Below are 20,403 nucleotides of genomic sequence, written 5' to 3'. Positions count from 1 at the left end.
TTTGATTCTTGCTCATTGGGAAGAAACATCATATTGTTAAGTAACTTATGAGCTTTCTGTTTGTATTCTAATAGTATCATCGATCTCTTTCTCATCTTACTCATCATATGAAACATGATTACAGTATTTTGCATAGTGTATGAGATGCTGAAGCATACAAGCATAACAAAAAGTGAAGCTTTCATCCTATTGCTTAGATGATTGCTCCACTTCCTTGCTTATTTAATTTCTTTAATCGTTTTAATTCCTTCCGTATCAACATAAGTGATATTCAGCTTATCCTTTGGTTTTAAGAATACCAGCTGATTCTCATATTTCGTTGTAAAGGAGATCTTAAAGATTTCATTGTTCTCTGCCTGAATATAATATAATGTATTTCCTTCCACATTTAGTTTTTCAATAGATTTCACCACAATCGTTGCCGTCTTCATACTTTCGGCACTGATATTGTCACTGGACGTACCTAACAGGTTCAAAGTCTTTTTAAACAAGGCATCCAAGCCTTCATCACTGGATACGGTCGCAACCTTTTGATAATCAACTGCTGAAACTGTCGCATACATCTTAATCAAGCCATTGTCTTTCAATGACATTAAATACACTGGGTTGCCTTTGATATTGATCAATAATGGGAAAGTAGACTCATAGCCATAGTTTTTCACTTCGGATTGTGCACTCTTCATAGCGCTGGTTTCATTTGCTCCGGCCGTCGCAATCTTCATTGCTTCATGAGTTCTCAGATTCACTAATACAAAGCCTAAGTTGGACTCATCGGCATTCGCAGATGTAATACCACTATACAGCCAAATATCGCCATCTTTTTCTAAATAATTATAGCCTTCACTTGTTAAGGTCACACCATTTTGTCCAAACACGGAATTCCAATAGCCGCCTTGCAAACTACCATTTTCATCTAATTCATTAATAACCAGTGATTCAGGGAAAATACGGTCAGCCCATGTCGGTATCTTTCCTTTATCATATTTTGTACTTTCACCGGTAATCGGATCAAGGAAAATTGCCCCTGTTACACTCTTCTTCGCCCCTACCCCTTTATAGGTATAGGTCGAACAAATATACCAAGGTCTTCCTTTTTCATCAATTTCAAAAGAAGGAGAACCAAAGATTTCAGTTGGATGTTGGAAACGTAAATGACGCATCAGATTTTCATTAAACATTGCCGATGGGACATATTTCATTCCATCCAATCCCAAATCCTTTAATTTTACCAAAGATGTTTTTCCACTTGTACTATCTACCGTGATATAAGCAGGAATCCCGTTCCCTTTATTTTTAAAATACTTAATGAAACCATTGTAAGTTAACGGGGTCACGCGATACACACTGTCTTTATAAGAAATCTGTGTATATTCATCACTGACATTAAACTGTGATACCCATTCACTCATATTGCCCATTACCTTATCACCCAGACGTATTGAGCTATCTCGATCAATGATGGGTGTCTTTTTGAAATCCACTTCCGGAATTTCCTTAAACTTTACATCCTTCACCGCAATACGGTTTGCATATTCTTTTGCATGGAAGATTTTTGAACTGATTAAGGATGACGCAAAAGGAAAGATAATCATGATGGCTAAAGCAATCGCACTTAGTTTTGCCGCGGTTTTCCAATTGCTTGTTTTTGCTGTTGCATCATGTACCGTCTGCTTTATGAATTTGCCTTTTAATCTATCAAATGCATGCATTCCCTGATTGGTTAAAGAGAAAATCAGGGTGATAATTAAGATTGGTCCTACGGTAAAAATCAGAAACTGCCAAAACTCTGGCGCATGCCAGTTTAATGGCGGTAATACGACATAGAAATATCCGAAAACATATACCAGATATACCGGTATGATAAATAACATATATTTTTTCATATAACGCACCTCACTTTTTGATAGTACTTACTATATCATATTTATCACAAAAGATACAGAAAGTTTTCTTATCAAAGTTTTTCACAAAGATAATATGAAAACTGTGAGCAAATCAGCTTCACTCACAGTTATATACACTATCTTTTCTCATCCATTAATACGATGTGATGACACTCTCTGGTTTTCTTCATATCAATCAGACGCTGATTGCTAGAACCACGGAAACGTAAAGTAATATCCTTTAACTCTTCGATAAAACGTCCATCAACCAACACATCAATAAGCGAGAGCATTTCATCGGTATCCTCGCCATATCGTTTCCCTTGCACAATTAAATCTTCATCCAATGTAAAACCGGTAAAACACCAGATATCTTTTTCCGGCAATTCTTTGCGCACTTTTCTTAATAGCTTTACCAACACTTTTTGATTCTCGAATTCAAACGGTTCCCCGCCAAGTACTGTTAAGCCTTTAATATAAGGAGAGGCCAATGCCTGCAGTATTTCTTGTTCACTTTCTTCTGTATATGGCTGTCCATAGGTAAAATCCCATGTTTCCGGTTGGAAACAATGCGTACAGCGATTTGTACATCCGGATACAAACAAGCTAACGCGTACTCCGGGACCATTGGCTATATCATACTTTTTAATTGCTCCATAATACATGGCGATTGCTCCTACAGATGCAAGACACGTTCTTTGATTTCCTGTGTTCTTCCTTGATTCCAGAACTGTGTACCGATATAACCACATGTTCTTCTGGCAACATTCATCTTATCCTGATCACGGTTATGACAGTGTGGACATTCCCAGATAAGCTTATTATGCTCATCACGAATGATCTGGATTTCTCCATCAAAGCCGCAAACCTGACAATAATCACTCTTTGTATTTAATTCAGCGTACATGATATGATCATAAATATGCTGCATAACAGCTAAAACAGCATCTATATTATTCTTCATATCCGGTACTTCCACATAGCTGATTGCTCCACCTGGAGATAGCTTCTGGAATTGTGACTCAAAAGTCAATTTATCAAATGCATTGATTTCTTCCGTCACATGGACATGATAGCTATTTGTTATGTAGTTTTTATCTGTTACACCTTCAATGATGCCAAAACGTTCCTGTAAACATTTTGAGAATTTATATGTCGTAGATTCTAATGGTGTGCCATATAAGGAGAAGTCAATATTTTCTTCAGCTTTCCATTTTGCACATGCATCATTCAAATACTGCATAACCTCTAACGCAAATGGAGTAGCTTCTGGATCCGTATGAGGTTTTCCTGTCATATAGCGTGTCATTTCACATAAGCCGGCATAGCCTAAAGAAATTGTGGAATATCCATTAAATAACAATTTATCAATGGTTTCTCCCTTCTTTAAACGGGCCAAAGCGCCATTCTGCCAAAGGATAGGTGCCACATCACTTGGTGTTCCCTTTAAACGATTATGGCGACACATCAAGGCTTCCTTACATAATGCCAAACGCTCATCCAAGATACGCCAGAATTCCTTCATATCTTTTCCACTGGAACAAGCAACATCCACTAGATTTAAGGTTACAACACCTTGATTGAAACGACCATAGAATTTATATTGATCATTTTCATCCTTATATACAGTTAAGAAAGATCGACATCCCATACATGTATAGCAATTGCCATCCTTCAGCTGTTTCATGATCTTTTCGGAAATATAATCCGGAACCATACGTTTTGCCGTACATTCTGCAGCTAATTTTGTCAGATACCAATATTTGCTTCCTTCGCTCACATTATCTTCTTCCAATACATAAATCAGTTTTGGGAATGCCGGTGTAATATAAACGCCCTGTTCATTTTTTACACCTTGAATACGCTGATTTAACATTTCTTCAATGATCAAAGCCAAATCATCGCGCAGTCTTCCTTCCGGTACTTCATTCAGATACATGAACATGGTAATAAATGGTGCCTGTCCATTCGTTGTCATCAACGTAATGACCTGATATTGAATTGTCTGTACCCCTTGTTTGATTTCACGCTTTACACGCAGCTCTGCAATTTCATTGATAATTTCATCGCTTACCTGTACCCCGGTTGTTTCCATTTCACGACGTACTTCCCTTTGGAATTTTTCACGGCTGATCTGTACAAACGGTGCTAAATGTGACATGGTGATACTTTGCCCGCCATACTGACAAGAGGCAATTTGTGCAATCGCCTGGGTTGCGATGTTACAAGCTGTTAAAAAGCTATGTGGCTTTTCAATCATCGTTTCCCCAATGACCGTACCATTCTGCAGCATATCCTCTAAGTTTACCAAACAACAATTATGCATATGCTGAGCAAAATAATCCGAATCATGGAAATGGATAATACCTTTTTCATGTGCTTCTACAATTTCCGGAGGCAATAAAAAACGCTTCGTAATATCCTTGCTTACTTCTCCTGCCATATAGTCACGCTGTACGCTGGAAATGGTAGGATTCTTATTAGAATTCTCTTGTGCCACATCTTCATTCTCAAATTCCAACAAACTTAAGATCTGTTTATCTGTTGAATTTGACTTTCTTACCAATTCCCTTTTATATCGGTAAGTAATATAATTATTGGCTACCTTAAAAGCCGACTGCTTCATGATTTCTTCTTCTACCTTATCTTGAATTTCTTCTACGGTAGCACTGCGATTCAGATGCTGACAATATGCCGTGACATTTGTTACGATCTGAGCAATCTGTTCACCACTCATCTGGTAAATATGGGTGACACTTTGATTTGCTTTACAGACAGCATCCTCAATTTTTGATGCGTCGAAGACAACTTCCTTTCCACTTCTCTTTATGATATTCATACACTACACCTCTTCATCATTCCTAATATCCTTTAGCATTATATAGGAAAAAGTGAAGAAAATAAAGTATCATGCTAAAGAACTTTATCACCATATTTCACAAGTGAAAACTTTCAATAAAAGAAAGCCTTTGTTCATCGCTTTTCTATTTTTGGAATAGCCTTTGTGAATGAAAATATATTTTTTATTTTCACATCATCATCGTAGTAAAATTAACATAAAAAGAAAGATGCCGTTAACTTTTTAGAGCTCCCCCCCATGAAGATATCGGTTAAAAAAAGGATCTGGAGAAATGGACTCCACTTCCTGATTATTACCCCCATTTGATTCGCTGATGCCTTGCTTGTTTCTACTCCTATCATAGTCTCTTGTATAGGTATTTTATAGTATACAAAGAAAGCAAAGAAATAATTAACTCGCTATCTCATAAGTTCAAGATACCCTAATCTTTATAGGCATTCTTGAGCTTTTTAAATTGCATTTTGATAGGGCAATTTAAGCACATAAATTAGTAAACATTTCATAATACGTAGTTCTGCAACACCAAGACATACAAAATATGCACTTGAGTACTAGCCAAAACATACAAAATACGCAGTTCATTTTTACTGAAAACATACAAAATACGCAGTTCATGACCATAATCCTATCTTTTTCTTTATAACTTCCCTTATTTTACCCTTGCCTCCTGCATGTAAGTAAAGGCAAAAGAAAAGAACCCTATGCAGGATTCTTTGTAATACTTAAAACTTTATAGCCATTTTCTGTCAGATCCTTTTCCAGATTATCTGTCTGGAATGTATCAATACGGAAAATCAACTCAGAATATCCATTATGCTGATTATACACACCTAAGTGCGTGATATTGCAATTGTTGCGCACAAAGATCTTACTTAGTTCCCCAATCGTTCCAAGCTCATCTTTAACTTCTACGCAGACGCGACTGCCACTTGTACGATAACCTAGGATATCTAAGAAGCTGCTTAATACATCGTTGCTAGTTAGGATACCAACTACCTCATTGTCATCATTGACAACCGGCAGACAACCGATATCATGTTTAAACATCAACAGTGCCGCATCTTCTAAGAAACGATCCTCATGAATGGTAATCACATCACGAATCATGATGGCATCCACACTTGTTTTCGACAATAGATAGTTTAGCTCATAGATGCTCAGGCTAGTAGCTTTAGAAGCACCTTTCTTGCTGATCATGCCTTCCGTAACCAAGCCAACCAATTTTTTGCCGCTGACTACCGGAATACGGTGCAGATTCTTTTCGCTCATGATGTCGACAACATCACTGATCTTCGCATTTACATCAATACATATTGGATTCTTTGTCATTCGATTTTTTACGTACATACTTTATCCTCCTAAATATGCTTTCTGAATTTCTTCACTATCCGCAAGTTCTTGTCCGGTACCACTCATAACAATCTTACCGGTTTCCATGACATAAGCTCTGGTAGCTACGGATAAGGCCATACGGGCATTTTGTTCCACTAACAAAATCGTTGTCCCTTTGGCATTGATATCCTTGATGATACTAAAGATTTCTTTTACCAGAATGGGTGCCAATCCCATACTAGGCTCATCTAACAATAAGATCTTAGGATTTGCCATCAAGGCTCTGCCCATGGCTAACATCTGCTGTTCTCCTCCGGATAAGGTTCCTGCTGCTTGTTTGCTACGATCCTTTAAGATAGGGAAACGTTCATAAATAGCTTCCAGATCTTTCTTGATGCCTTCTTTATCCTTACGTTGATAAGCACCTAATTCAAGGTTCTCTAATACTGTCATATCGGCAAAGATACGTCTGCCTTCCGGTACATGGGAGATTCCTGCTTTCATTATATCCTGTGCGCTCTTCTTGTTCAATACTTTGCCATCATAGGTAATGGTTCCCTCACTTGGCTTTACCAAGCCCGACAAGGCTTTCAGAATACTTGTCTTACCGGCACCATTCGCACCGATCAAGGTAACAATTTCACCTTCATTAACTTCAATATCAATGCCTTTTACGGCATGGATTGCCCCATATTTAATATGCAGATTCTCGATTTTCAGCATGCCTATACCTCCTCACCCAGATAAGCTTCAATAACACGCTTATTGGATTTGATTTCTTCCGGTACACCGGATGCGATGATTTTTCCATAGTCTAATACATAAATTCGTTCACACAGATTCATGACCAAAGACATATCATGTTCAATCAATAAGATACTGATATGAAATTCATCACGGATAAAGCGAATTAATTCTGTTAATTCAGCAGTTTCCTGTGGATTCATACCGGCTGCCGGTTCATCTAGGAATAACAGTTTTGGTTTAGCGGCCATCGCACGAGCGATCTCCAAACGTCGCTGTTCTCCATAAGGCAAGTTGCAGGCAAGCTCTTCACATTTATCTTCCAGATGAAAGATTGTTAACAGTTCCATTGCCTTTTTCTTCATGGCGATTTCACTCTTATAATACTTAGGAAGACGCAACAAGGCAGTGATAACGCCATAATCAACATCTTTATTCATCGCAATCAGAACATTTTCCAATACGGTCATATCCTTAAACAGACGAATATTCTGGAAGGTTCTAGCTAAACCTAAAGCTGTGATTTTATATGGCTTAATACCGTTTAATTTAATTGGTTTATCATCTTTCGTGAATTCAATACTACCTTCACTTGGCACATAGACACCGGTTAACATATTGAATAAGGTTGTTTTACCAGCACCGTTTGGTCCGATCAGACCAACCAATTCACCTTCATTGATTTCCATATTAATATTAGAATTGGCACAAAGACCATCAAAGTTTTTCGTTAATTTTTTTACAGAAAGTAAAGGCATCTTAGTCTACCTCCTTTTTCTTTTGCCACTTCTTTGGCAGAAAATCGGTAACTTCCTTACTGCCAAACAATCCCTGCGGACGATAGACCATGATCACGATAATGGCTAAAGCATACAGGATCATACGGATTTCCGAATAGCTTTGCAGGGTAAGGTTGATGATACCCAAAACAATCGCCGCAAGGATACTGCCGGATAAGCTTCCCATACCACCAAATACTACAATAACCAGTATATCAATAGATTTCATGAAACCAAAGGTTGTAGGTTTTAAAACATAGAAGTAAGCCGCATATAAAGCACCCGCAATACTTGCCAACATAGCACCAATGACAAATGCTAAGGTTTTATATTTTGTCGTATTGATCCCCATGGATTCACTGGCAATCTCATCTTCACGAACGGAAATACAAGCGCGTCCATGGGATGATCGAATAAAGTTATGAATTACTATTACCGAAATAACAATAAACACAAATACCAGAGGGAATGTTGTTAGCTTAGGAATATTACTTAAGCCAGCTGCTCCACCGGTAATTTCCATATTTTGAATAGCGATACGGATAACTTCAGAAAATCCCAAAGTGGCAATTGCCAAATAATCCCCACGTAAACGCAAGGTTGGAATGGCAACAATCAGAGCAACTACAGCCGTAATCGCCATACCTACCAGCATACCAACAAATAAACCAGTTAAGTTTGGCATTTTCGCCAATACGATAGCTGCCGAATATGCCCCAATAGACATAAACCCAGCATGTCCTAACGAGAACTGTCCGGTAAAGCCGATAATCAAATTCAAGCCTAACGCCAAAATAATATTAATACCAATCGTAATAATAGCTACCTGATATGTGTTTGGAATCATTCTGCCACTAATAGCAATCTGAAAGATACTGAAGATTACACAAACAACGATTGTCCAAATGAGATTACGTTTTGTAAATTGACTTTTCATATACGTACACCTCCTAGACCTTTTCCTTGACATTCTTACCTAACAAACCACTTGGTTTGATGATTAAAATGACAATCAGAATCAAATATACAACGGCATCTTTTATCATCGAGAAACCATAACCACTTGCCAAGGTTTCCAAGATACCGATAGCTTCTCCACCAAGCATAGCGCCCGGAATAATGCCGATACCACCAAAGACAGCTGCGATGAAGGCTTTTAGGCCCGGAATCATTCCCATCAATGGGTCAATAGAATTATAATACATACCAATCATAACACCTGCTGCACCAGCTAAGGCACTACCTAAGGCAAAGGTAAAGGAAATGGTATTGTTTACATTGATACCCATTAAAGCTGCTGCATCCGGATCTGTAGATACCGCACGCATCGCTTTACCAATCTTTGTCTTCTTCACGATCAGCTGCAATGCAATCATCAATAAGATCGATGTCACAAAGATCAGAATCTGATGATTAGAAATCTGTAATCCTGCAAAGGTATATACCTCGCGTGGGAAGAAATCAGCTGGATATGTACGAATGTTTGGTCCCATGAAGTACATCATGGCATATTCCAGAAACAAAGAAACACCGATAGCTGTAATCAGTGAAGTGATGCGTGATGCATGGCGAAGTGGTTTATAGGCAATCTTCTCAATCAAGACACCTGCCACCATACAAATCACCATAGCTAACAGCATGGTTGGAAAAAAGCCCAAGCCAAGTGATGTTGAGGCGAAGAATCCCACATAGGCACCCAGCATATAGATATCCCCATGGGCAAAGTTAATCAGTTTGATAATCCCGTAGACCATGGTATATCCCAGTGCAATCAGCGCAAAGATACTTCCGACGGATAATCCGTTGATCAGCTGTTGCAGAAATATTGTCATATTTATACCCCTTTCGTATACGAATTTACTCTTCTTAAAAACGTCAAATAAGGTGAAAGTGTTCTTTCACCTTATTTACGTGCTTCCATCATAGTCTTACTTGGTTACGTCTACGTTTTCAACAGAAGCCTGTTCTCCATCTTTTAATGATACTAATTTAATAGATTTGATAGGAGTGTGATCCTTATCCATAGAGAATGTTCCTGTTACACCAGTGAAGTCTTTGTATTCAGCAATTGCAGTATTTACTTTTTCAGGATCATCGGTTCCTGCTTTTTCAGTAGCTGCTTTAACGAAATAAGCCAAGTCATAACCTAATGCTGCAAATGTATCTGGTTCTTTACCATATTCATCTTTATAAGCTTTCAGGAAGTTACTGATCTTATCGTTGTTTTCTTTCAATGAGAAGTGTGTTGTGAAATATACATTGTTCAATGCTTTCGCACCGGCAACTTCTTTCAATTTAGGTGAGTCAAATCCATCAGGTCCTAAGATTGGTTTATCAATACCGTTTTCACGAGCCTGTTTGATGATCTGACTAGCTTCTTCATAATACCCTGGTACAAAGATAGCATCGAAATCTTTATTTTTGATTTTTGTCAAAATGGAAGTAAAGTCTTTATCACCCTTCTGATAATTTTCGGTACCAACAATTGTTCCACCTAATTCTTTGAATTTTGTTGTGAAGACTTTTGTCAGACCTTTTGCATAATCACTGGAGTTATCGGCATAAACGATAACTTTCTTAAAGCCTTTATCCATAGCAGCTTTCGCAACGGCATTTCCCTGGAAGGAATCAGAGTAACAGATCTTATAGCCATAAGACTGTACGGTTTTGCCATCTGCTTTAAAAGTTGCCATATCATCGGTAGCAGATGCTGAAATCGTTGGAATCTTACTTTCTTCTGCCATCGAGAAGGCCTGTTTTGTAAGTGATGAAATAGCTGGTCCTAAGATCACCGTATTACCATCTTCTACTAAAGTGTTATATACCTGAGGCATTTCGGTATCATCTGTTTTGTTGTCCTTGATTTCAAGTTCAATCTTTTTCTTAGTACCACCGACATCAACACCGCCAGCTGCATTAATTTCCTTCACTGCCAGTTTGATACCTTCTACATGACTGGTACCATAAGTAGCTGCTGTACCAGACTGTTCATAATTGACACCCCATTTAAGTGTATCACCGCCGCCAGCACTTCCGGCATCCTCACTTCCACAACCTACAAGTGTTGTCAAAGTCATAGCGGAAACTGCTGCCATGGCCATTAATTTCTTAAATCCTTTTCCCATAACAATTCTCTCCTTTAACATTTTCCATATCCTCAAATTCATCGTTTTTGAAATTGATTATCCTTATTATACCTCAATGCAAACATTTTGCAAGCACTTTCTGCATTTTTTTCATAATTTTCAGAAACATTTTAATTTTATTACAAGACATCTCATAAAACATCTCAACTCTTCCATAAATTGCCATTTCTTTTTCATATCATGATGGTTGAAAAACTTATGAATCCTGGTAATAAATAAGAATAAAGATAGTAAAAAGATGGGCATCGTTATACCATGCCCATCCATTTAGAATTAGACATAAAACGCAGTATTACGCTTCATTGTCAGTTTCTTTTTTACGTTTCATCATTACTACTACAGCACCTGCTCCAGCAATTAACATCGTGCCAGCCAGTAAGCCGGTATTCGTAGTATCACCAGTTTGTACTTCTTCTTCATCCTTCTTTGTTTCATCAGGTTTGTTAGTTTCTGGTTTTGTAGTTTCCCCTGGTTTTGATGGCTCAACTGGTTTTGTTGGATCATCTGGTTTTTCTGGGGTATCCGGTGTATCTGGAGTATCCGGTGTATCCGGTGTATCCGGTGTATCCGGAGTATCCGGTGTATCCGGAGTATCCGGAGTATCCGGAGTATCTGGAGTGTCCGGTGTATCTGGAGTGTCCGGAGTATCTGGAGTATCCGGTGTGTCCGGTGTATCTGGTGTATCTGGTGTATCTGGTGTATCTGGAGTATCTGGAGTATCTGGATCATCTGGTTTTGGAGCTTCTGCGGCTTTCAAATCAGTAATTGCTTTTGTTAATGCGTTTTGAGCTTTTTCGATTTGCTCAGCAGATGCATCCTTATCATCCAATACCTTTTGTGCGTCAGCTAATGCTTTTTCAAAGATCGACCAGCTTTCTGCAGTATATTCGTCTTTATTGAATCCTGCAGCATCGTTCACAAGTTTTCTCAATGCTTCTTTTCCTGTTTCTGGGTTCACAGGAGGTACTTCATTGATTTCTTCCAAAGCATCTATAGCTTTTTGCAGATTTGCAATTGCTGTATTTATATCTTCAAGCGTTGCATCCTCATTCGCATCCACATCTTTCGCTGCTTTTAATGCTTTCGCAAAATCAGCCCAAGTTGCTTTTGTATAGTCTTCCTCTTTTAATAGTTCAGCAAATACAATTTTTGCTTTCAAGATTGTCTTATCAACTACACTAGGAGTCTTCTTTTCCAGTTTATCTTTTGCCGTATTCAATGCTTTAATAGCATTATCTACAGCAGTCTGATCAACTGTTTCAGATTGATATGCATCCTTAGCTGCTTGCAATGCTTTTGCAAAGTCTTTCCAGCTTTCAGGTGTATATTCTTCTTCTTTCAGCTTAGCTGCTTCATTGATTGCTGTTTCCAGTTTAGATTTATCTACAGTAACGACAGGCTTATTCTCTTTACCATAGAAACGAATTTCTGCCATCGAAGCATATGCATTCATAGTATCGCCACCTGTACTTAATGCAATGAACTTCACATATCTTCCAGATGTATCTACAAATGCAGCTCGCTGCCAATCTCTACTACTTAAGTATTTTCCATCGTTATCAAATTCAAATACACCTACAGATTTGAATTCTTTGCCATCTTCACTAACTTGAATTTCTGCTTTAAGGATATCGCCATTAGCTCCGCCTTTACTCTGACGAGGCAGGAAGGTTACATTGCTAAGTGTATAATCCTTGCCTAAATCAAATACAATATCCTGAGGCATTTTTCTTTCATCTGCTACTAGATAGTTTGTATGCCAATAAGAACCCTCATTGTAGTCTAAGACATTAATAGCTGCTCCATCTTCGCCATCATCAGCTGTGATTTCGCTTGAAACACTCTTAACAACTACACCATCTTTGTTATTGCTAGCTTCTTTGTTAATCAGCAGTTCTTTATCCAATGGTTTTACTTCTAATCCAGTAATCGCATTCAAGATACTTGTCGTTGCACTATCCACCTGTGATTTTGTATAATTTCCATCCTTCAACATATCTGCAGCCGCATTCAGAGCGTCTGTTAATACTTTGTAAGAATCTTCTGTATACAGAAGGCTGCTATATTTATTACCTTTTTCAATTGCCGCCATTAAATCAGTCGTATTGACACCTTCTTTTACAGTTAATTCATAAGATGCCTTTTTGCTAGGATCTGTGATCGATGTAACTGTAATTGTTGTCTTACCAGCCTTTAATGTACGTACAAGGTATGAAATATTTGTGCTTTCACCAGTCATAATAATACTTGCAACACTAGGATCCGAGCTTTCAACCTTATAGTATTGATTAGCAGGTGCGTTAGGTTCTGTTGTAACTGACGCTTTAACAGGACTAATTTCATCTTTGAATAAATCAGTCGCATTCGCTTTATCTAAAATAACTTCTTTAACACTTACTTTGTCTGCATGAACGAATTCCAGCTCTGATATAGACATATATTTGCTTGAAGCACCTTCAGCAGCAAATAATTCAATATCGACATTCTTAACTTTTGTATCTGCTTTTGCAGGAGCGTAAGCATATTCTAACTGTTTGCCGGTGATTTCTTTTTCTTCTTTAGAATCATCGGCATAAGTGATCGTATATTTCACCTTGCCAACCGCACCATTTCCTAAATTCGCACGATTGAACAACTTGATATTAGATAATGTCTGTTCTTCTTTCAAGGCAGCATGTAATGTTAATGGAAGTGTTACATATTCTTCATTAAAGTTAGAACCTTTGATGTCCCAAGCTAAGTCAAATCCAGCGCCACTGCCGCCATCAGCTTTGTTACCGTTAAATAATCCATCAAATTTCTTTTCATTGATCATTTTTTCAACGTTTGTACCATCATCTGTTGGCAAGAATTCATTTGTTATTGTCATTGTAACGTCTTCTTGTTTCAATGTTACATCTTTAACCGCTGGTGCATCAGGAATTTGTGGTTCTTCGTTAATCTTAGCTTTCACTGTTGAATAGTTTGGTCCAATTAAGATGCCGTTTTCAATCGTTAAGAAAGAATCAGCCGCTTTTGTCTTCAGATTCATATCCTGTTTTGCAGTCATTGTGATAGTTGCCAAGATATGGTTACCACTTGTTAAAGGCTTGTCACCTCTGTTCATGAATGCCAAGTTCAATAAAGCCCCTGTTCCATCATCGAATGGTGTATCAATACTCATATTTTCCATAGAAGCGATATATGGATTCTGGCTTGTCTTCACATCTTTGATCATAGCTGGGTCATAGAAAACTAATGCTCCTAACCCATTGACATTCTTCATACTATCGCCATAAATATCAACGGTGAATTTTTCCCCGGCTTTTACAGATTCTACACTAGGGATGAATAGCATGTTACCCGCTACATTACCCGTTTTCTTAGTTCCGCCATCTAACTGGAACATTGTAAATGCATAATCATAAGCATCATATACATCATTGTAGTTAATGTCAGCACCATGTGCCTTGATCTGTGCATCAAAGGTTGTCTTTTGGAAGTATTTAGATCTACCGATATACTGACTCATATTTGTATAATCGCCTTCGGTTACGGTAGGTTTTTGTAAACTACTTCCTACAGCAAAGCCTTTGCTTCCATCAGCTTTATAAACATAAAGACCGTTACTTGCGAAGAATTTACCGTTAGATTCAACTACATTCAGTTTTACATAACGTGCTGTTTTACCAGTTAAATCAACTGTTTTTACACTGTCTTGAATGCTGTCACCCTTTGTATAACTCCAAGGATGTTCTGCACCATTTTGAACTTTGATCCAGTTCCAGCCATCCATACTAATGGAAACATCCAACTGATGTACCGTACCATTAGAACCTGTTCCTACAGTACCTGATCCATCATTCGCATCGCCACGAGGATAGTATTCAAACTTATCAAGTGGATACGCTAAGCCCATATCAATAATAAGATCTTTGCCGGTTGCATCCCCTGTGGAATGGAACATCGTATTGAAGTTTTTATCATTTGCATGCGCTATTTTACCCCATTGATCGCCATACTCCCATTTGATGCTTTGTTCTGGCACATTTCTCCATGGGTCTTCTAAAGTTGTAACTTGTAATTCATTACTCCATTCAGAATAACCTTCTGCATTTCTTGAACGGATTTGATACGTATGTGCAGAATGATAGTCTAAGTTTTTATCTAAGAAGCTAGTTTCAGTACCAACGCTGTTAATTACGCCATCCGTCTTAAGTTCATAAGAAGTAGCTCCATCAACAGCAGTCCAATTTAACTGAATGCTTGTTGGTGTTAATGATTCATTGTCATAGCTTAATTCAGGTGCCGCTAAATCTTTATTTACTTCGTCTTTTGAGAAATCTGCTTTATTTTCAAAACCTTCAATGACTAACGTCTGTTCATTGCTAGCAACATCTGTTTTAGCAAATTTAACATACAGTTTAGGATTTACTGTGATGTCAACTTTGAAGTTTTCAGTATCTTTTGTATATTTGTTCAGATTAGGTGCATCGTTATAGAAATATACATTTCCGCTAGCTTTATCAAATTCTTCTTGAGAAGTAACTTTTTGAAGTGCTAATTCACTGCTTCCATTTTTCGCAGTTACTTTTGTAGGTTCTTTTGATACATTTACGACAAAGGTAGTATTGCGGTTGCTATTGTATCCTGTATAGCTGCCTACAGATTTTTCTGCTTTCAAAGTAGCTGTTGTGCCTTCTACATTCGATGTGAATTTTGTTGTGACACTTCCACCGTAAGATACTTCTTCTTTATTGCTATTGTCAATGTAGTTTCCATCATCTTCATAAAGTGAGAAGCTTGTAGAGCCTGCCGGCCAGAATTCAACAACACGTTTAGTCTTATCCAAACCATTTTTATTGGTATCAGAAATAGGCTGTGGGTTGTTGTTTTCTTCATACATAGGAACGATAGAACCGTTTTTAACAAATAATGGCAGTTTCCAAAGTGGTGCATCAAAGCCATTCAAAGTTTGTCCGCCTTTGTACTGTTTACCAGTAAAGTAATCAATCCAGATTTGATTTTTATCTGGCAGGTAGATACCGTTTCTGACATCGTTTCCATTTTCATCACTCTTCTGATTTTCATAAATAGGAGCGACTAGGAAACTGTCACCATACATATACTGATATTCTGTATTACGTTTGTTATAGGCATTTCCTTCATTAGGATATTCCAAGAACATCGCACGAATCATAGGCAAACCATTCGTAGCCTCTTTTGCCAAAGTATATGTATAAGGCATCATTTCAGCTTTCATTTTCAAATACATTCTGTTGATTGGAGTATATGGGTCACCATTATAATATGGTTTTTTAGCACGGTTTCCCCAACCATCCATATCAAGCATCTGTGGAGTGAATGCTTTCCACTGATAGTCACGTGTAGAAATGATATCTCCACCACCGAAGATTCCATCCATGTCACTACCTATATTTGGATTACCGGATAAGCTCTGTCCAATATAAGTTGGAATGTGGAAACGGATATATTCCCAATCGCCACCAGTCTGATCCCCTGTCCAAATACTTCCATAACGCTGTGTACCAGCCCAACCATCCAAAGTAACAATGTTTGGTCTGTTCTTAGTTTCAGTTACGATATCATACGCACGTGAGATACCGTCAAGTCCAAACGAATAACCCGAACCAACCCAAGCAACATCGGTTTTCAGCGTAGTGATACCGCCTTTTTTAACTTCTTTATCAAAATCACGAAGTTTTTGATATTCCAGTGTTGAACTTGTTGAAGGAGTTAACTGACTCTGCGTCCAAAGACCGGTTGTAACACCTTTGGAAGTTGCATAATCTGTAAACTCTTTCAAGTTTTGTACGTTAGCATCAATTGCTTTTGTTTTTTCTTCCATGGAACCGCCTGTGTATTCATAGCCGTTTTGACCATAACCACAGCCATATCCATCATTTGGAAGGAACCAGCCTAATGGCATATCCGTATCTTCATGTCCATCAATAACGGCACGGGCAGAGAATTTATAAATATCCTCTGTTGTTCCTTTTTTTGCATTAAATTTATCTGTCATAGTCGATGGACCGGTACCATTTAGCGTTTCTGCATAAGCATCTGGTTTTAAGATATATCCATCTGTTAAACCATTTTCCCAATATTTCAGGCCATCTTCCAATTTCCAATACGTATGTCCACCGGTTTTACCATTTTTCAAGGTAGCATCTGTTTGCTCAGTTGACCAGCCATCACGATTGTAACAGTTCAGATGCCCTAAGTAGAAAGCATATTCCGGTAATAAAACAGCATTTCCGGTAACCTTATAATAATCCTTAAGCAGTTCTTCTGCTTTTTTAGCATTATCGTTTGCATCAGAAATAAAGTAATACGCATCAAATTCTTTTTCATCATGAGATGCGATAACTTCCTCACTATTACTATTCTGGAAATCGTAAGCTCCTGTTTTAAAGGTATTTCTTAAAACACCATAACCTTTTGTTGACCAGTAGAATGGATTCGGAGATGATACACTGCCATCTACCCATGTATTATCAATAGCAATCTTGATAACCTGCCCTTTATGTGAGAAACGACCATTCTGTGTACCGCCGCCATAGAAATATTCATCAGCGGAAGCAGCCAGTTTTTGGCTTGTTTTACCTGATGCAATTGTAAGTGGTTCACTTTCTTGCATAACGATAGTGCCATCTGCTCTTTTAACTGTCATCAAGCTCGTTGTTTTGTTAAATTCAATAATCGTATTACCAGCACTGATCTTTAAAATATCACCATCGGTAACAGTAGCTTCTGGCTTTGTATATTCATCTGAATCATCAGGCTGTTGCTGAATTTTACCGATATGATCTTTACTGTTAGGTGTTGCATATTGATCAAACTTACCTGAAGGATCAATATTAAATCTGAAGATGCCATTTTCAAGGAATGTTATTTGTCCTTGATAACCATTCTCATATGTGATTACAATTTTGTTTTTCCCAGTTTTTTCAACTTTTGTGATTGCTCCTAAGGCCGCATTTGTTTCTTCTGCATGCACCTTTAAAATATTGAAATTACTGGAGCAAACACCGCTGAAAGCTAAGACGGTTGCCAGGGATGCTGGCCCTATCTTTTTTAATATAGATTTTTTCTTCATATTCCTTCCCATAAATTCCTTTCCATTATTAAAATATGAATATCATAGTCGTTCTCCATAACACCTCCCTTTATTTTCTGCATTATTGTTCATGTTTCAAATCTTATACTTTTTGATACAATCTGATAAAAGTCTAAAACCCTGCTTTTTTTCAGGTTATTTTCTTTCAATGTATAAAAAAACAGTTAATTTCAAGTTGAAATTAACTGTGTAATAAAGTATAAGTTTTTATATACGCGGTAACTGTTCATGAACAATAAAACAGATATCCACCTCATCACATCAGAAATGACATAGAATGCATCTGACAATATTATTTTAGTTCTTTGTAAAATCAATGTAAACCCTTTCTGTTTGTAATTTTGATTATTCTTTTTACACTTTTTAGTTATGAAGATGTAAATAATGTAAATGTAACAAATGTAATTTTCGCGAAAATAGCAATGAATTTCTAATCATTTCTACCTTCTTTTATAGGAACATATACTTTTTAATAGCTGTCTTAATTTAGTTTTCCATAAAAAAAACTGCAACTTATCAGATTTATCCGATACCTTACAGTATAAAATCTTTCCTTAGTGATTTTTAATCATATACCCTATTCCATAGCATGTAGACGCATAGACTAAGCACGGTACGATCGCCGCCAGGAATGTTTGTAGACAATATCCCCACTGTGCTGCCATTGTTGTGTTATAGTTATTACAATAGGCACTTAATTGCTGATAGGTCGTAAATAATGTGTACCCCATATATATAATCAATAAAACGGATAACACAAAAAAATACGTATATACATTCTTTTTGTTTTTCATATAGCCTCTTTCTAATTTACTTTTTTATCAAGTTTATGTTTTTTCACCCAGTTATCAAATAATTCTTCCGTCATTCTTTGTGATTGATGAATACTATCAATACATTTTCCTCCATTGGCATAAAAAATGCCTGGTGTTTTATCAAATTCCGGAAAATATTGTTGTATGATTGCCCTATTTACATTAGGTTGTTCTTTTTCTCTTTCTAATGGCACTTCATAGAGTACCACATGATGGTTCTGACGATAGTTTTCAAATAATTCGTGGAAGTCCTCACAATACCCACACATGGATTGCGTAAAGGCAATCGTAAATTCTTGCCCTTTTTTCATCATTGATTCCATATCCGCCAAAGATATTTGAATGACTTCTCCAGCCGATTCATCTCTTTCATAACTCGTACATCCGCATAACAAAAAAGTAACCATTAGAAAAGCCAAAAATCTTTTTTTCATAATGATCCTCCAATTTAATTACTTTTAGTTACCGCACAAACATAATACCCTATATCGAATGAAATTACAAGAAAGTCATAACGAAGAAACCTGTCATGCATAGAAAAAAAGAATACTCTGTTTGTATCATTTCACGCATTTATCCTTTACCAAAAACAATTTTGATTGATCCGAAAAGGCAATACAATAGTATGATTTTTTCACTACTAACAATTTAGTTTATTATTACTTTCCATATACAACCATCTAGGTATTCACAAAATCCCCTTATTTATCAGATTTCTTTACACCACGAAAAAAAAGCAAGGTATCTTTCTTCGATATCTTACTCTTTTTTCACCTAAAATTTTCAGCTTTTTATTTTCAATATTATTTTACTCCATGTTTACTCGAATTATTTTTTTATGCCTCTACAATTTGCTTTTTACTTATCATACTGTAAAATCCCTCTTACATGCTTCATATTTACAAGTCTTTCTACTATTTTCGTCTTATTTAAAGCTTATGTATTCTTATACTAAAACAGATAAAACTTAGATACCATACGGTCCGACATTACTTTATCTGCAAAGTATTTCATATTCAAGTGTTTATTCTGGATTTCAAATATTTTACAATTTGTTTAGCCTCATCATTATCTTTCTGATACTGCTCTGTTCCTACCTGTGTTTTATTTTTTGATACATAGACAGCTAAATTTCGATTATCTTTCATAATAATCTTTATACCCACAAACAAATATGGAGTTGATAATATTCCAGTAGGTAAGCCAGAGCTAGGCATTAAAGCTAAGAAGGGAGCTTGTTTCCCTTTTTTACTAGCTTTTTCATTTAAAACAACACATCTTTCTATTTCACTTAATGAATATTTTCCTTCTGTCCCATTTAATATTTGAAAAGCGTTATTCGAAAAATCTATTTTAATACTAGAAAATTCTTTTATCATTTTAAATCTACATCAGACAGAGAAGGAAAAGGTTTTACTATGCGAATATCATAAGGTTCACTAGTTGATATACTTGAAATACTGTTCGCGCTACTGTAAGTTAATACTGAGTGGGCAGTAAAATAATAATTGTAAGGATATGCATTATTCATGTGCATCAACCTCCTTATATCTCTTCTATTATCATTATATGCAATAAATCTAAAAATGTAAATTTTTTGTGAATAAATAAATATTCTTTACAATTACCTGCCATTTTGAAGTTCCATTACAAAATTTATAAAATAACTTATAAACGATAATGTATAGACAAAAACCTTTATCTACTTCTAAAAAGATATATAC

The 20,403-nt window shown here is 36.8% G+C and carries 13 protein-coding genes; all 13 read right to left on the bottom strand.

Annotated features, from left to right (window positions below; genetic code table 11):
- Nucleotides 1-218 precede the first annotated feature (218 nt).
- Nucleotides 219-1,883 carry a hypothetical protein gene (locus tag AC1VS3_RS02445; protein ID WP_132225145.1) on the bottom strand — a complete coding sequence of 555 codons (1,665 nt, stop codon included), beginning with the start codon at nt 1,881-1,883 and terminating at the stop codon, nt 219-221.
- A 137-nt stretch (nt 1,884-2,020) separates the two neighbouring features.
- Nucleotides 2,021-2,548 (bottom strand): anaerobic ribonucleoside-triphosphate reductase activating protein, encoded by a 528-nt coding sequence (nrdG, locus tag AC1VS3_RS02440; protein ID WP_270757355.1) that lies wholly within the window; start codon nt 2,546-2,548, stop codon nt 2,021-2,023.
- Between the two features lie 11 nt (nt 2,549-2,559).
- Nucleotides 2,560-4,722 carry an anaerobic ribonucleoside-triphosphate reductase gene (nrdD, locus tag AC1VS3_RS02435; protein ID WP_132225143.1) on the bottom strand — a complete coding sequence of 721 codons (2,163 nt, stop codon included), beginning with the start codon at nt 4,720-4,722 and terminating at the stop codon, nt 2,560-2,562.
- A 720-nt stretch (nt 4,723-5,442) separates the two neighbouring features.
- Complete coding sequence (locus AC1VS3_RS02430) at nt 5,443-6,090, bottom strand: CBS and ACT domain-containing protein (RefSeq protein WP_008690480.1); 648 nt, start codon at nt 6,088-6,090, stop codon at nt 5,443-5,445.
- 3 nt (nt 6,091-6,093) lie between these two features.
- Complete coding sequence (locus tag AC1VS3_RS02425) at nt 6,094-6,798, bottom strand: ABC transporter ATP-binding protein (protein WP_008690478.1); 705 nt, start codon at nt 6,796-6,798, stop codon at nt 6,094-6,096.
- 2 nt (nt 6,799-6,800) lie between these two features.
- Nucleotides 6,801-7,577: an ABC transporter ATP-binding protein gene (locus tag AC1VS3_RS02420; protein WP_008690476.1), complete on the bottom strand. Its 777-nt coding sequence runs from the start codon at nt 7,575-7,577 to the stop codon at nt 6,801-6,803.
- A 1-nt stretch (nt 7,578) separates the two neighbouring features.
- Nucleotides 7,579-8,535 carry a branched-chain amino acid ABC transporter permease gene (locus tag AC1VS3_RS02415; RefSeq protein ID WP_008690475.1) on the bottom strand — a complete coding sequence of 319 codons (957 nt, stop codon included), beginning with the start codon at nt 8,533-8,535 and terminating at the stop codon, nt 7,579-7,581.
- Nucleotides 8,536-8,548: 13 nt separating this feature from the next.
- Nucleotides 8,549-9,430, bottom strand: coding sequence for a branched-chain amino acid ABC transporter permease (locus tag AC1VS3_RS02410; RefSeq protein ID WP_008690473.1), 882 nt, complete (start codon nt 9,428-9,430; stop codon nt 8,549-8,551).
- 96 nt (nt 9,431-9,526) lie between these two features.
- The gene (locus tag AC1VS3_RS02405; RefSeq protein WP_008690471.1) at nt 9,527-10,723 is read right to left on the bottom strand and encodes an ABC transporter substrate-binding protein; all 1,197 of its coding nucleotides are present in this window, start codon (nt 10,721-10,723) and stop codon (nt 9,527-9,529) included.
- Nucleotides 10,724-11,036: 313 nt separating this feature from the next.
- Complete coding sequence (locus AC1VS3_RS02400) at nt 11,037-17,843, bottom strand: discoidin domain-containing protein (protein ID WP_481275487.1); 6,807 nt, start codon at nt 17,841-17,843, stop codon at nt 11,037-11,039.
- Nucleotides 17,844-18,418: 575 nt separating this feature from the next.
- Nucleotides 18,419-18,658: a hypothetical protein gene (locus tag AC1VS3_RS02395; protein WP_008690467.1), complete on the bottom strand. Its 240-nt coding sequence runs from the start codon at nt 18,656-18,658 to the stop codon at nt 18,419-18,421.
- Nucleotides 18,659-18,669: 11 nt separating this feature from the next.
- On the bottom strand, nt 18,670-19,113 hold the full coding sequence (locus tag AC1VS3_RS02390) for a hypothetical protein (protein ID WP_008690466.1): 444 nt from the start codon (nt 19,111-19,113) through the stop codon (nt 18,670-18,672).
- Nucleotides 19,114-19,695: 582 nt separating this feature from the next.
- Nucleotides 19,696-20,058: a hypothetical protein gene (locus AC1VS3_RS02385; RefSeq protein WP_008690465.1), complete on the bottom strand. Its 363-nt coding sequence runs from the start codon at nt 20,056-20,058 to the stop codon at nt 19,696-19,698.
- Between the last annotated feature and the right edge of the window lie 345 nt (nt 20,059-20,403).

This window comes from Longicatena sp. (assembly GCF_982403165.1).
This window is presented reverse-complemented; position numbering and strand designations above follow the sequence as displayed.